General features: G+C 65.7%; 13 protein-coding genes. 8 read left to right on the top strand and 5 right to left on the bottom strand.

Annotation, left to right across the window (positions count from 1 at the left end):
- Positions 1-10: 10 nt before the first annotated feature.
- The 5 genes from ACWF82_RS16345 to ACWF82_RS16325 are packed head-to-tail and all read right to left on the bottom strand — an operon-like array spanning position 11 to position 8,177.
- Positions 11-1,975 carry a hypothetical protein gene (locus ACWF82_RS16345; protein WP_452501908.1) on the bottom strand — a complete coding sequence of 655 codons (1,965 nt, stop codon included), beginning with the start codon at positions 1,973-1,975 and terminating at the stop codon, positions 11-13.
- Positions 1,966-3,390: a SagB family peptide dehydrogenase gene (locus tag ACWF82_RS16340; protein WP_452501906.1), complete on the bottom strand. Its 1,425-nt coding sequence runs from the start codon at positions 3,388-3,390 to the stop codon at positions 1,966-1,968. Before ACWF82_RS16340 ends, ACWF82_RS16345 begins: the two co-directional genes overlap by 10 nt.
- Positions 3,387-4,382, bottom strand: a complete 996-nt coding sequence (locus ACWF82_RS16335) for a lantibiotic dehydratase C-terminal domain-containing protein (protein ID WP_452501904.1) — start codon at positions 4,380-4,382, stop codon at positions 3,387-3,389. Before ACWF82_RS16335 ends, ACWF82_RS16340 begins: the two co-directional genes overlap by 4 nt.
- Positions 4,372-7,032 (bottom strand): lantibiotic dehydratase, encoded by a 2,661-nt coding sequence (locus ACWF82_RS16330; protein ID WP_452501902.1) that lies wholly within the window; start codon positions 7,030-7,032, stop codon positions 4,372-4,374. Before ACWF82_RS16330 ends, ACWF82_RS16335 begins: the two co-directional genes overlap by 11 nt.
- Positions 7,029-8,177 carry a cytochrome P450 gene (locus ACWF82_RS16325; RefSeq protein ID WP_452501900.1) on the bottom strand — a complete coding sequence of 383 codons (1,149 nt, stop codon included), beginning with the start codon at positions 8,175-8,177 and terminating at the stop codon, positions 7,029-7,031. Before ACWF82_RS16325 ends, ACWF82_RS16330 begins: the two co-directional genes overlap by 4 nt.
- 332 nt (positions 8,178-8,509) lie before the next feature.
- Here ACWF82_RS16325 and ACWF82_RS16320 point away from each other — a divergent pair, with 332 nt between their 5' ends.
- The 8 genes from ACWF82_RS16320 to ACWF82_RS16285 all read left to right on the top strand — a co-directional run bounded on the left by ACWF82_RS16320 (position 8,510) and on the right by ACWF82_RS16285 (position 13,490).
- Entirely contained in the window at positions 8,510-8,689 is a 180-nt protein-coding gene (locus ACWF82_RS16320) for a thiomuracin/GE37468 family thiazolyl RiPP peptide (RefSeq protein ID WP_452501898.1), read from the top strand.
- Positions 8,690-8,786: 97 nt separating this feature from the next.
- The gene (locus ACWF82_RS16315; protein WP_452501896.1) at positions 8,787-9,995 is read left to right on the top strand and encodes a cytochrome P450; all 1,209 of its coding nucleotides are present in this window, start codon (positions 8,787-8,789) and stop codon (positions 9,993-9,995) included.
- Positions 9,964-10,845 (top strand): class I SAM-dependent methyltransferase, encoded by an 882-nt coding sequence (locus tag ACWF82_RS16310; RefSeq protein WP_452501895.1) that lies wholly within the window; start codon positions 9,964-9,966, stop codon positions 10,843-10,845. Before ACWF82_RS16315 ends, ACWF82_RS16310 begins: the two co-directional genes overlap by 32 nt.
- On the top strand, positions 10,814-11,023 hold the full coding sequence (locus ACWF82_RS16305; protein ID WP_452501893.1) for a hypothetical protein: 210 nt from the start codon (positions 10,814-10,816) through the stop codon (positions 11,021-11,023). Before ACWF82_RS16310 ends, ACWF82_RS16305 begins: the two co-directional genes overlap by 32 nt.
- 89 nt (positions 11,024-11,112) lie before the next feature.
- Positions 11,113-11,754: a response regulator transcription factor gene (locus tag ACWF82_RS16300; RefSeq protein ID WP_452501891.1), complete on the top strand. Its 642-nt coding sequence runs from the start codon at positions 11,113-11,115 to the stop codon at positions 11,752-11,754.
- Positions 11,755-11,811: 57 nt separating this feature from the next.
- The gene (locus ACWF82_RS16295) at positions 11,812-12,387 is read left to right on the top strand and encodes a class I SAM-dependent methyltransferase (protein ID WP_452501889.1); all 576 of its coding nucleotides are present in this window, start codon (positions 11,812-11,814) and stop codon (positions 12,385-12,387) included.
- A 167-nt stretch (positions 12,388-12,554) separates the two neighbouring features.
- Positions 12,555-12,935 (top strand): hypothetical protein, encoded by a 381-nt coding sequence (locus ACWF82_RS16290; RefSeq protein WP_452501887.1) that lies wholly within the window; start codon positions 12,555-12,557, stop codon positions 12,933-12,935.
- A gap of 9 nt (positions 12,936-12,944) precedes the next feature.
- A complete protein-coding gene (locus tag ACWF82_RS16285) occupies positions 12,945-13,490 on the top strand; it encodes a hypothetical protein (RefSeq protein WP_452501885.1) in 546 nt (181 codons plus the stop codon).
- Positions 13,491-13,549: the final 59 nt, after the last annotated feature.

The following is a 13,549-nucleotide window of genomic DNA, read 5'->3' as shown; positions in this document are numbered from 1 at the left end:
TTGGTGCCGCCTATCTCTCGGAGCCGATCACGTGCACGACGAACGGCAGCAGCCCGGCGACGAAGGTGTCGTGATCGAGTGGAACCACGACGATGTCGTGGCCGGCGCGATGGAGGGTGTCGAGAAGATCGCCGGATGACGCGGTGTTCACCAGGCCGCCCCGAAGCGTCTCGGTCACTACCGCCGCTTCCGGAAGCTCACCCAATGATGTTGGGGCATAGTCGAAATGGCGATCCGACCGCGCTTGGCAGGTGTGCAGAACCGTGGTCAGCGCGGCGATGATCGCTTCCGCCGGGTTCTGCGCGCAGGCGATCGACACCAGCTCCGTGCCCACTCGGCAAGCGAAGGTCGGTACGGCGACTCGACCGGATATCGCCATGACAGCCGGATCCGCACCGAGCAAATTGATCAAGGCGATCAGCTTTTCCGCTTCCGGTATCGACCTGAGCTCCGATGGGGAGACCGCGACGGCGGTCGCGGTGCCGGACCGCAAGCCGGTCAGCGCGAGACTTCGGCAGTAGCGGAGCAGACCGGTCCGCACCGCGTCGTCCCAGCTGTAGCCGAATGCCACACCCGGTGGTGTTCGATACCCGTCGATGGCGCGATCCAGGACGGGGAACACGGTACGAACATCGACAGTGACGACATCGCCGTCGATCAGGTGGTAGCCGAATGCCTCCGCCGTGACTGTTCCCGACCACAGCGCGTCCAATGCCGCCGCGCGATTGGCCCGTAGTTCCGCGGGCCAGCCCTGGGTAACGAGCCTGCGCGGGTCGACAGCGAGCGACAGATAGGACTCGAGCGCACTGGCCGCTGTGCGATATCTCGCGGTCGCGACATCGCGTCCCCAACCGGCGACGGTGAGCTGTTGCTGGTTGCGCCTGCGCAACAAACCCATCGGATCCGACACCCGGGTGGTACACATTCGCAGCGGTATCTGGGAGTAGTCGTGCTCGTCGATATCGCCGAACAAGCCGATCGCATCACCGCGCAACGATGCTGCGCGCTGGGAGAATTCGGAATCGCTCAACCGCCCGGCAGCTCGAAGTTCCGCGATGCGCGCTGCGCAACCTTCGGTGGTCGGCCCGTCGGGGCTGGATGCGAAGGGGTGCGCGATCGCGTTGACCAGTTCGGTAGCTCCGGTCATCGGGTCGATCCGCGCGGTGCGCGCGGTCAGCCGGGACTCGGCGTCGTGTCCGGTCACCTCGGTCACCAGCTGGGCGGCGATGTTGCGGGAGAGCAGGGAGCTGGGCCGCATCGCGGAGGTGGTGTGCCTGTTCGGATCCTGTCTCGAGGTCGACTGCACGCGTAGGAACACCGACGCGATGTGCTCCGACGAGGATTCCCGCGCATCGCGCGCGAGCCAGATTCCGGAGTCCGCGAGGAGCGAGACAGCCAGTGGAACCCCCGCTGATCGGAACATGCGAAAGCATTCATCCGCATCCGGTGCGTCGGGCAGCGAGACCTGTCCGAATGCGTTCGTGGCTTGCGAATTCCGGATGGCTTTCGCGATCGATGCGGGCTCCCACGGATTGTCGGTGACCGTCCAGTCGACATCAGGTAGTTCTGCCTGTGGCGCAGACGTGCTCACGCAGGCGACAGACACGACGCCCACCGTGGCGACCACCTGTGCGACCGCGTGGCAGAACTCCGGGCCGCCGACGACGAGGATGCTGTTCCCCAGACCGTGCGGGGCCGCGCCGTCGCCTTCGATGTCGCCGCTGGATTCGTCGAGGTGGATGACTCGCCGCTCGACCAATCCGTCGACGAGTTTCCGCACCGCATCACGGTGCCCGTCGGGTAGCCAGTCGCACACTTCGGTCAAGGTGTGCGAACCGTCGAGATGTGGCGCCAGCGCTTCCAGCATCCGGTACGGCGTGCGGCCGGTGATCGTCACCTCCCCGGAAGGCGCGAGAATATGAGTCCCGGAAGTGGTTTCGGCGAAGTACGCGTCCTGGTCCAGTGTCAGTCCCACGTGTCCGCCCTCTGCTCTCCGAGACTTCCGATCATGAGTTCTCCCACGCTGCCTTCGCTGGTGAAGTCCAAGCCGACCGCATCCTCGAACGTGGACGAGTCGCCCGCGCCGAGCCCGCAGATGCCGATGCCCGCCGCGGTCGCCGCGAGATACAGGGTCTGATACAGCGCGCCGACATGTTTGAGGATCAACGCGTACGGCACACCCTCGTAGGTACGGAGCAGACGCCCGAAGCGCGCGGTGATGACGATGACGGCTTGCGGCGGTCGACGTACCGCGCCGGCCGCCGCCGCGGTGCGCAGTATCTGATCTGCCTGTGCCGTGCTACCAGCGAGCCTGCGTAGCTGGTGGTCGTGGCGCTCATAGTGATAGAAGCCCGGTTCCAAGCCGTCGGCGACGCGCACCACCAGATAGGTCTCCAGTTCGTACACCGCTCCACCGGACGGATACGGCACACTCAGGCACTCGGTGTCGTCGAGGAGATACTCCGAACGGGCCCGCACGGAGCGGAACAGGAGTTCGGAGATCTGTTCGAGCCGAATCGGGTGGTCGTCGTCGAAATCCCGATGCGAGCGCCGCTCCTCCATCGCCTGTGCCAGCGGGATATCCGTCGCGCACAACGACTTGATGTCGGGATCGGGCAGCGTCACCGCCGCACCGGCATGCCGGACCCGGCGGGCAGGCTCCGCCTGGCCGAGTGCTTTGCCCCACCCCGTGCGGCCGAAACCGACGTTGTCGTACCCGCCGTTCCCCTGGCGACTGTGCCGATGGAACAAGAGATCCTGTGGCGCCCACTGGCGAACGTCTACCGCGCTGTCCTCGCCGGTGCCACCGGCCAGCATGCCGAGGGCCGCGAGGTCGCGGATCAACCGGTCGTTGATCCCTGGTGGCAATTCGCCACCGCCGGTCGCGGGCGCACCGGCGAGCAGTGCGCCGACCGAGCCGGCGACCGCGGGCCGATGGACGAATATCTGCGCGGCGGCCAACGGTGATTCGACGAGAACGCCGTCACCTTCCGATCGAACGACCACGAACCTCGACAGGCGAACGTCGCCCATGTCCGGCTCACGATCGGCCGAGCCGTCCAAGCACTCGATGGGAAGATCGCGCAGTGGGCGGAGCGTGTAGTGCGGCTGATCGCCGGAGCGGATTGTCAGCGTCAGCCAGCCTCCGGCAACCAGTGATTCGATGAACGCGCTCTCGTCGCCGGTCACCTCAGGTCGTGGCCAGGAAATTCCCGCATCCGCCGACAGTTCCCGCAGGATGCGGCGGTAGTCGGCGTCGGGATGCGAGAAGGCTTGGTTGTATCGCCAGACCCCACGGTGGAGCAGATGCAGCTCACCGGCCGCTACATCGTCGACGAGTGAGACTCCGGGTCGAAGCGACAGGATGAGTTCCTGGGCCGGTGGTGTCACGATGCCCCTTTCATCGGCTGCCCGGCACCGCGGATGTCGTCGGCGATCGCCGCGATCGCCGCGGACCGCAGGGCGGACTCCGCGACCGGACCAACCCCGATCCGGTTGCACAGCAGGTGGATACACATGTCGACAACCGTCAGCACCGGATCGGCATCCGGCCCCGAACGAACCGCGCCGGGGCCCGTCCAGCCGAGCGGTTGCGCGGGAAGCTTCGCCGCGGCCCGCTCCGTGCGGAGCCGTCCGGCCAGCGCCGCCACACTCCGTCCCCAGCGCGGAAGTGGACCGACCGGTTTCCGGCTTCCGGTATCGACGGCGAGTGATCGCATCTTCGCCACCAGCGGTGCGAGTGACTGCGGATTCCACACCTGCTCGGCAGCGCTCGGGATGCCCGGCGCCGCAACGAGTTTGCCGTCGAGTTCCACGGGATCGGGGAACGCCGCGTACCAGCCGAGCGCAATCGCCGCGGTCGCCACCGCCAGCCGGGTTCGCCCCCCGGCGGCACTCTCGATCAGGTGCTCGGCGACCGTGCTGGATTCGGCGAAGTGGTGCTCGACGGCCTGAATCGAGGCGCCGTCACCGTAGCGGTCGTGCTCACGACGATAGGTGCTGAACACCAGAGTGTTGTTGGCGCACAACGCGGTGTGGTACTCCGCCAAACCTTCGCCCGCGGCCAGCCGCGGCGCCATTCGCGCGTAGTCCGCCGCCGTGAGAACGTCCGCGGCGGGCGACCGTTCGAAGAACCCGCCGAAAGCGTCGGCGATCGCCGCCTCGACCGCCGCTCGCTCGCTCCTGGCCGCGGGAAGCACGCGCAGGCGCAGGTGCGGCCCGCCGTCCCAATACCGGAGGAAGAAGCTGCTGGTGACTTGGTTTTCGTTGTCGAATCGGGCCCGTAGCGGCGCGACGACATCGCCGACCAGCCGGTCGATGTCGCCGTGGTAGAACGCGTGCGCGCTGATCCAATCACGCTCGGCGACAACTTCATTCACCATAGGTGATCTCCTGTCCGGACAATTCGAGAAGAAGCTCGACGACGGCGGGGTCCGCCCGGTCCGGTCCCGGCGACTCGCCCACTTCCGGAAGCGCCTCCTCGAAGATCACCACCGGCCCCGGAGCATGCGTCATCCGTTCGAAGACCTCGACGAGGAACCAGTTCGCGAAGTCGACGTAGACCGGCTTGCGAGACCTGTCCGCTACCCACCCCTCGATCCGGCCCGAGGTGGTGCGGAGGTCGGCCGACCACTTTCGGACGAAGCAGGTCATCGGAATCCCATTGGTACGCAACCAATCCACGAGCTCGACCAGGTACTCCGAGTCCGTGGTTCCGGCTGACCTGCTCGGAACCAGTTGCGCCGGGGCGACCCAGCGCGCTCGTTGCAGAACTACGTCGCCGATCTCCAACCTGGGCTGGAGCAGGACCTGGTCCGGAATCACCATCGACTCCGGCGCCACGAGCACCGGCTGGCTCGGATGGATGTAGTAGGACTCACCGAACAGCTGAACAAGGAGTCGCGCGGCAGGCGGCAGCAGTCCGTCGGCCATCATGCCCAGATGCAGGGGGTGAACGGATTCGCCCGATGTGCGTGACACCGTGAGCATCCCGGTGTCGGTGTCCATGCCGACCACCAGGTCTCCCAGCGGGATTTGATCGCGTTCGGGGCGGGCACTGGCCGTGAAAGGGTATTCGATCTCGGCCACGGTGCTCTTGACCCGGATATTGGGAGTGAAACCGAACATGCCACCGAGTTCGGCCAGGGTTGTCTCCGAGTGACGGACCGGTGCGCTCGGTACCTCCGCACCGGTGTACGCCCGGCCCATGATCGCCTGCAGGCGGGCGCGCCCGCGGCCGTGGCCGCCGTGAATGGCGTTCACGACGAGCCGGAGGGGTCCGTCGGTCAGAACCTGGAGATAGCACCCGATCGAACTCGGTGTGCGCTGACACCAGGCCGGCGCCGCGGCGATCAGCTGCCGAATGTCATCCGGCTGTGCCCAGCGGACGGTGTGATCGGATGCCATGCCGGCGAAGGTCTCGCGCAGCGTTGCCTGGACGCGGCCGAGCTCCCGAACGCGCGGCACCACACTGGCGTCGAGGATTGGCAGCGGCGATGCCTGCGCGCCGATCAGGCCGCGAATCTCCTGTCCGAGGGCATCTGCCTCGCCGCGCGCGGCCATCGCCAGCGTCGCCGCGATCGCTCGATGGAAGCTGAGGAACGGAACTTTCGCCGTCGAGCCCCAGCCGCGTTCGAAGAACTCGGCGACGACAAGTCGCAGGGGCAGCGCCGGGTCGAGGACGGGCAGCACGGACCGCACGACATCCAGGTCCTCCAGCGCAGGCCGCCACGCCTCGCCGCCGAGGTGGGCGATGGGTTCCTCGACCACCGCGTTGTCGTGTACGAGTGTCGTCGCGTCATCGGCGAATTCGCCGGGTAGACCGGCCGCGGCACCGAGTGCGCGCAGTTCGGCGACGAGGTCGTCGCAGTATCCGCGGAATGCGGCCAGGTCGTCGACCGGTGCGGGCGAGCCGACTTTTCTGCTCACACCTGCCGCCAGCGCGGCGAGCCGCGTCGCGGTCTCGCTCCCGTCCAGGTCGAGCCACTGCGCCAGCTGTCCGAACGGATCATCCGACATGTCCGGAATGGGCATCGGCTGTTCCAGGACGCCGATGGCGAGGAGGTCTCGCAGGCGTCGCTGGGCTGCCTCGCCGTCTCCGAGCGATCCGGACAGGCGCGTGAGGAACTCCTCGGCCGATATCGATCTCCGGCCGTCGAACGCGGCGACGCCGGCGCGCATGACCTCGTTCGCCGGCACCGAAACAAGGGATTCGCCGGGTGGCGGGCCGAGGAAGCTGTACACGCCGTCGGTCAGGGTGAGGCTGGGGTTCAATCGCAGGGGGAGCGTTTCGCTCCGGCCCGTTCGCTGCACGAGCGCCCTGACGATCCATTGCACGGCGAGACCGTTGAGTTCGGTCCTGCCGGTCACCTGTGGTGAGAGCGAAGTGAAGCGGATCGGGATGTCATCGTCGCGCCAGCTCCCGAGGCCGCTGTAGGTGTAGGTACTGAACGGGCTCGTTTTCGCTACCGCTCGCGAGAGGTAGCGGATCAGCTGCAAGACGACACGAGACTTCGGAGTGCGATCTCCCGTGAGCCACTTGTCCAGCTCCGCCGACAGCACGGGGCTCGAACGCGACAGTGCGCGCACGAACATCTTGTCGCCCACGCTGCTTTTGAGCAGTCCGAGATGGGCTTGCGATTCGGCGGCCAGCGTCGATGCCAGCTCGATGCGCGCTTGTTTCAGCTGCTCACGCGAGGCCACCCACTGTTCTATGCGCACAGCGAGCTCGGATGGCAGGCCCGCGGCGATGTCGCCGTTCCACTCGTGCGTGCTCGGCCTGCGTCCTTGGAAGATCGCGCGGCGCAGCCCGACCACACGGGACTTCCGCACACCGTCGAGTCCCCCGATCACCGGATACAGGGCATCGGCGATCGACGCGCCCGCCAGCTCCAGCTCGTCCAGGCGCGCGAGTATCGCGTCGACTCCAGCGCAGGTGTGGGTGAACCGGAGCCGATGCAGATGCGACGCGGGGAGCCCGGCGACTCGCAACACCACCGGCGCTTCGACGTGCCCTCCCGTCGCGAGCTTCACGAAGCGACCTCGCTCGGGAATTCCTGTGGTCCGGCCATGTCGGCGTCCCAGGTGACCGGCAGTGTGCGTGGCCCGTAGATCGTCGCGAAGGTTCGCATCGGTACCTGGGTGGCATCCACCGCGAGTCGTAGGCTCGGCAGCCTCTCGAAGAGTTGCCGGTAGGCGATGCGCAGTTCGAGCTCGGCGAGATGCTGGCCGAGGCAGCGGTGCGCGCCGTGTCCGAACGCGAGGTGACCACGGGCCGCGGTGCGGCGGACATCCAAGTCGTCCGGCGTAGTGAAAGCGTCCCGATCGCGGTTGGCGGCCGGCAGCGCGACGGTGACAGTATCGCCTTTGCGTACTTCTGCTCCGCCGAGGTCGACATCCTCCAGCGCGGCCCGATAGGGGAGTCCGATATGCGTCACGGTGAGATACCGGAGCAATTCGCTGACGGCGGTGTGGTCGTTGGCCGGATCCGCGATCATCGCGTGGAGCTGGTCCGGGTGCTCCAGTAACGCGAAAACGCCGAGTGAGATCATATTCGCGGTGGTTTCATGTCCGCCGAGTACGAGTCCGAGGGTGAGCTGGAGCAGTTCTTCGTCGGTGAGTTCGGGATTGTCGGCGATTATTTCGACGAGCAGATCGGATCCGGTTGACAGTCGTTTATATTTGATCAGCTGGGAAAGATATCCGTAGAGGCGCGAAATATAGCCGTTGCGCTCGTCGACGGAATCGGCCATCGAATAGCCGTAGTTTATCTGCTGGACCAATTCGCGGTGGTTACCCGGCACACCGAGCAACTCGCAGATGGCCATCGACGGGATCGGCATGGCGAACTGGGCGACCAGATCGGCCGGCGTTGCCGTGCGGACCAGGATGTCGAGTTGGGCGGCGACCAGATCGTTGATCCACGGTGTCATCTGGTCGAGCCGATTGCTGGTGAAGTACTTGGTCAGCAACCGGCGGTAGCGGGTGTGTTCCGGACGGTCCATGCTGATGAACTGGCCAGGTAGCGGCGGTGCCATGAGTGCGCCGCTGGATTCGCCGACGGCGGAGCGCCGCAGGTCGGACCGGGCGCTGAAGCGGTCGTCTACGAGCATCTCCCGAGCCAGTCGATGGCTGGTGATCAACCATCCGACGTGGCCGTCCTGGTGCACGGTGCGCACAATCGGTCCCGATGCTTGCAGCTCGGAAAGTCTCGAAGGCGGGTCGAACGGGCAGCCGGCTCGGCGATCGACCGGCAACGGTTCGGGAGAACTGATCTCCGGCATCCACTCATCCCCTCAATCGGTCAGGAAAAGTCCACGTCGATATCGACTTACGCTGACAGGCCCGCAGTCACCGTATCGGCTGAATATGTGATGGACAATAGTCCAGGACGGACTATGAATTACCATGCCGCCTGGCCCGGAAGTAGTCGGCTGATCGTCATTGCGGGCCATATTCGGTGCTGGCAGGATCAATTCTGCGTGTAAGTCCACGCGGAAAGGAAATGGCCATGAGCGCACACGGCGCAAATTCCGATGATTTCCGACGGAGTTTTGAGCAGCTCCCGATGGAGGTGTTCCAGCTCGACGGTGGCTCGCTGCCGATCGAGTCGCTCACCGACGGGCACGGCATGACCGAGGCCGGCGCCTCCTGCACGAGCTGTGTTTGCATCTGCTCCTGCTGCACCTAGGAGCGGTAGCCGGGGGCGCCGAACGCGATGTTTCGTCGTTCGGCGCCCTCGGTCCTGCGGAACTTCCGAATTCAGCCCGGCCGAAGGATGCAACAAGATGTCGACGAACGAACTCGGGGGCTCTGTCTACGCGTTGCCGACACAGCGCCCGCACGGTTGCCCCTTCGCGGTGCCTGCCGAGCTGAGCGAATTGCAGCGCACCGAACCCATTTCCAGGATGACCTTCCCGGACGGGCATCAGGGCTGGCTGGTCGCGAATCACGAACTGGCGCGTCTAGTGCTGACCGATCCGGCGTTCAGCTCGCGCCCTGACCTGCAACATATCCCGCTGGCACCACCTGGCGCTGCCCCCGCGCTGCCCCCGGCGGTACCCGGACAGCTGTCGAGTCTCGACCCGCCCGAACACAGCCGATACCGGCGGATCCTGTCGGCGCTGTGCACACGTCAGCGAATGGAAGCACTACGTCCCGCCGTGCGCGGGCTCGTGACCGAGCACATCGACGCGATGCTGGCCGAGCATGCGGGAACCGCGGACCTCGGAGCGGCATCGGCCCATCCGATCGCCTTCGGCACCATCGCGACTCTCCTCGGCATACCCGCGGATGAACGCCGGTTCACGAGCCCGTCCGAAATCGAGGACCTCGGCCCCGAAGACGCCATCGGTATCTACCTGGACACCATCCGCTATCTGGAAGATCTCGTGCGGCGCAGGCGCGTCGAGCACTCCGACGACCTGCTGGGCCGGTTGGCTCAGGCGGGTGAACTCGGCGACGCGGAACTGGCGAACATCGGGATGATGCTGATCATCGGTGGTACCGAGACCTCTGCCAACATGATGCTGTCAGCGGTGATGGTGCTGCTGGAGAATCCGGCCGCACTGCGCGCGTACCGTGAGGCGAGAAGGGCAGGCGGCTCGGCGATCGACGAGTTGGTGCGTTACCTCAGCGTCTCGCAGGTGGTGATGCCCCCTCGTACCGCGACCACCGACGTCGAGCTGGCCGGTGTGACGATTCGCGCGGGCGAGACGGTCGCTGTGTCGCTACTCGCGGCGAATCGCGACCCGGCGGCGTTCCGCGACCCGGATGTGCTGGATTTCCGACGCGCCGACGTGGCGGGGCACCTGGGGTTCGGTTACGGGATACACCGCTGTCTCGGTGCGCATCTCGCGCGCATCGAGTTGGACGAGTTCCTGCACGTCCTCTTCGACCGCCTGCCCGGCCTCGCCCTGGTCGAGGCCCCGGCTGACATCGAGATGCGTGAGGAGGAGTTCATCTATGGACCGCGGTCACTCGTCGTTCGCTGGTGAACCGGCCCCCGGCCAGGACCGCCGAGCGGTCGGACCAAGCCGGACCGCGATCGGTGCGGCGGTCGCCCGCGCGGCGCATCAGGTCGTGGACGGGGCCGGGGTGTTCACCGATCCGCTGGCACTGGCCGTGGTCGGAATGTCGGAGAACGACTTCGCGGACCGCCTGCGCATCGAAACGCTGTTTCCCAGCGATGCGCGGCTGTTCATCGCGGGCCGCCAGCGGTTCGCGGAGGATGCGCTGAAAGAAGCGGTTTCGTCCGGCACCGCGCAGGTTGTCCTGCTCGGGGCGGGAATCGACACGTTGGCCTACCGCGCCGATTTGCCGGGGTGCACCATTTGGGAACTGGATCAGCACCCTACGCAGCACTGGAAACGCCGGCGACTCGCCGCCGCCGGAATCCGTGAACCTGACAATGTACGGTTCGCGCCGATAGATTTCGCGACTGATTCGCTCCACGACGTGCTGAGTTCCGCTGGTTTCGATAGACACGCTCCGGCGTTCTATATCTGGCTCGGGGTCGTGCCCTATCTGACTCTGGATTCGATACGGGCGACCTTGCGGTACATCGTGGATCAGCGCGCCGCGGTCGACCTGGTTTTCGACTACAACGAGCCGATCGAACGGATTCCACCCGACGGGCAGGAGCGAGTCGCTGCGCTCACAGAATTTCTCGCCGACCTCCGGGAGCCGTGGGTGACATTTCTCACCGACGACCAGGTTGAACGGGTGGCGCAGGAGATCGGCTTCACGTCTGTCGTCGACATGTCGCACAGCGAGCTGTGCGTGCGCTACCGACTGGCGGAATCCCCGGCCTCCGGTGGGCGAATTGTTCATGTTTCGCGGCGCTGAACAAATTGCCGGGACCAGCACGCCCGCGCGGGATTTCACCGGCGGCGATGTCGGCTGGAGTGTGCTCATGCTGATCACCTACGGACCGGTCTGTTTTGACGATGGCGGATGGATAACCGCTCTGCGGTCAATCATGTTGCGGGACACCATGATTGACACCTACATCGGTCGTGTGTAGCGTGCGGTTGAAGCGATTTTGCGTGCGGACACGCGGTGAGACATGTAGGTCGGGCGCTGTCCAAGCCTTAGGTAGTGGGGAGGCCTAGGTTGAAGACCATACTGATCGTCGGCGTGCCGCCAGTGACTTCATTGGGGATCGTTGCCGCACTATCGGATACGTATGAATTAGAAACCTCCGAGATCGATCTGAATAAGTTGAAGTCGGCGGAGCTCGCGTTTTCCGCCATCGATCTGCTCATTGTCGATCTATTCAACGAACGCATGACTTCCAGCCTCGAATACTGTCGGGAGTTCAAACGATGTTGCCCTGAATCGAAAATCCTAGCCTTTTCTGAAGCCGCCGAATACCGAGATCTCAGCCTGGCCTCGGCGTGGGGCGTTGATAGTTTCGTCTATTCGGCTGAAACACCGGAGCAGCTGTCCCGGTCGGTGGAAGCCACATTGAATGGTGCGCGGGTGTGGGTGATGTCCGCCGCGGCGCCGGATAATTATCAATCAGGATTCGGGCTCGCCGCGAAACTCACCCCGCGAGAACGTCAGATTGTCGAGCTGGTATCGATGCGGCACACCAACCGCCAGATCAGCTACCTGCTTTCTATCAGCCCGAATACCGTCAAGAATCATGTGGCATCGATCCTTCGGAAGCTGAACCTGCCGAGCCGTTCGGATCTTTTCGGCACACCGTTGTTCGCTCCGACTGCGCAAAATCCACCAAAGCTTGCGGGATAGAAATTCCGCGGCAGACAGGGAAGCTGAACAATGGTTACTGAACGTGCCTCCAAAGTCGTGTCGTTTCTGTATGACACGGCGTACCGGCTCGGCATATCGCCGTGGGATCTCGGCAAGCCGATGGACGAGCTGGTCGACCTGATCGAAGGACCGTCCGCCCTTCCGCCCGGTAGAGCCGCCGATCTCGGTTGTGGTGCCGGGACCAAGTCGATCTACCTCGCCCGGCAGGGGTGGGACGTGACCGGCGTTGACATTTCGGCGCAAGCGCTCAAGCACGCCAGGGACCGCACCGCGGAAGCCGGAGTGGCTGTGCGGTACATCGAGGCGGACATCCTGGACATGCCGCTGGATCTCGCCGAGCGACGGTTCGAGTTCCTGCTGGACTTCGGATGCGCGCACAACCTGCGCAACAGCGCGAAGTCGGCGTACGCGAAGGCTGTGGCCGGCATCGCGGCGCCACAGGCGACGCTGTACCTGTACGGCTTCACCAAAGGTCCGCAGAGCATCACCCGGGAGCAGATCGACAACGACTTCGGCCCCTACTGGGAACTGGTGTCCGCTGAGCCCGGCAGTATCCGACGCTGGCCTGACGCGGGTCCCGTCTGGTACCGCATGGTGGTTCGCGATCGGTGATCGCGGGTCGCCCGATCACGCCGCCACGAACGGCGTCCGGTCTGGTTGCACCGTTCGACCGCACTCGATCGGCCGTTCCGCCGTATAACTGACGGCGACGTCGACAAGTAGCGGGGACAGTGGTGGATCAGGTGCGGCCGGAGCGGCCTTCTCGCGGGGTGACCGCGATGGTCGCGGGATGGCTCGGGGTGCTGGTCGGTGGTGCGGGGATCATCGTCGGCACGGCGACGGCGGTGGTGCTGGCGCTCGGACGCGAGATCGAGCTCGATTACGTGGGGGCGGGGATCGTGGGCGGGCTCGGGGTGGTCTACCTGCTCGGGGCGGTGCTGTTGTTGCGGCGGCGGATGCTGGGCAGGCGCGTGCTGCTCAGCATGTCCGCGGTGATGGCCGGGGCGACGTTGCTGGTCATCGTGCTCAACGGGTCGAGTCACGGGTGGCGGTTGGGGCCGCTGGATTTCTGGCTCGCGCTCAATGTGGCGATCCTCGCGCTCAGCCTGAGTGAGCCGACGCGGCGCTGGACCATCACGCGCCGGCACGGCACGGGATAGGTTTTGAGCATGGTCGTGCAGGAAACGAAGTCGACAATCGGTGAGGTGACGGCGATTACCGCCGTGTGCTGCGCCGCCATGGCCGCCGCCGCGAATCTGCTCGGGGCCGTGATTCTCGTGCGCGCCTTTTTCGCCGATCCCGACCGGCTCGACGACTCGCTGACCCTGTTCACCACGCTCGGCGCGCTGGTGTCGGCATTCGTGTTCGGCTACGGCGGGCTGCTGCTCGCGCGGCGCGACCAGACCGGCCGGTGGATGCTCATCGTCGCGGCGGGCGCGCAGGTCGGCCTCGGTGTGCTCGGCCTGCTGGCCACGCTCGTGAACTACGACTCCGAGTACGGCATCCACTGGTTCGCCGAGGAGCCGGTGATCCGTTCGATTCTGATCGGCTTCGGTGGGGTACCCGGTGCCGTGACGGCGATCGTGAACCACAGCTGGGCGGCCGCGCTGGCCGCCGTCGTTCTCGGCGCGCTGGTGCTGCTGCCAGCGGCCCTGCCGTGGACGGCGGCGTACACGCTCGCTCGCCCGGAAACGGTTGTCGGACCGAACGTATAGTTTCGGCAGGTCAGCGTCGGACAGCGGCGCTGGCACGCCGGTCGCGCCCGCGCAGGTGT

The organism is Nocardia sp. NPDC055053, assembly GCF_053608285.1.
The sequence above is the reverse complement of the archived record's forward strand: the minus strand, read 5'-3'. Positions and strand labels throughout refer to the sequence as shown.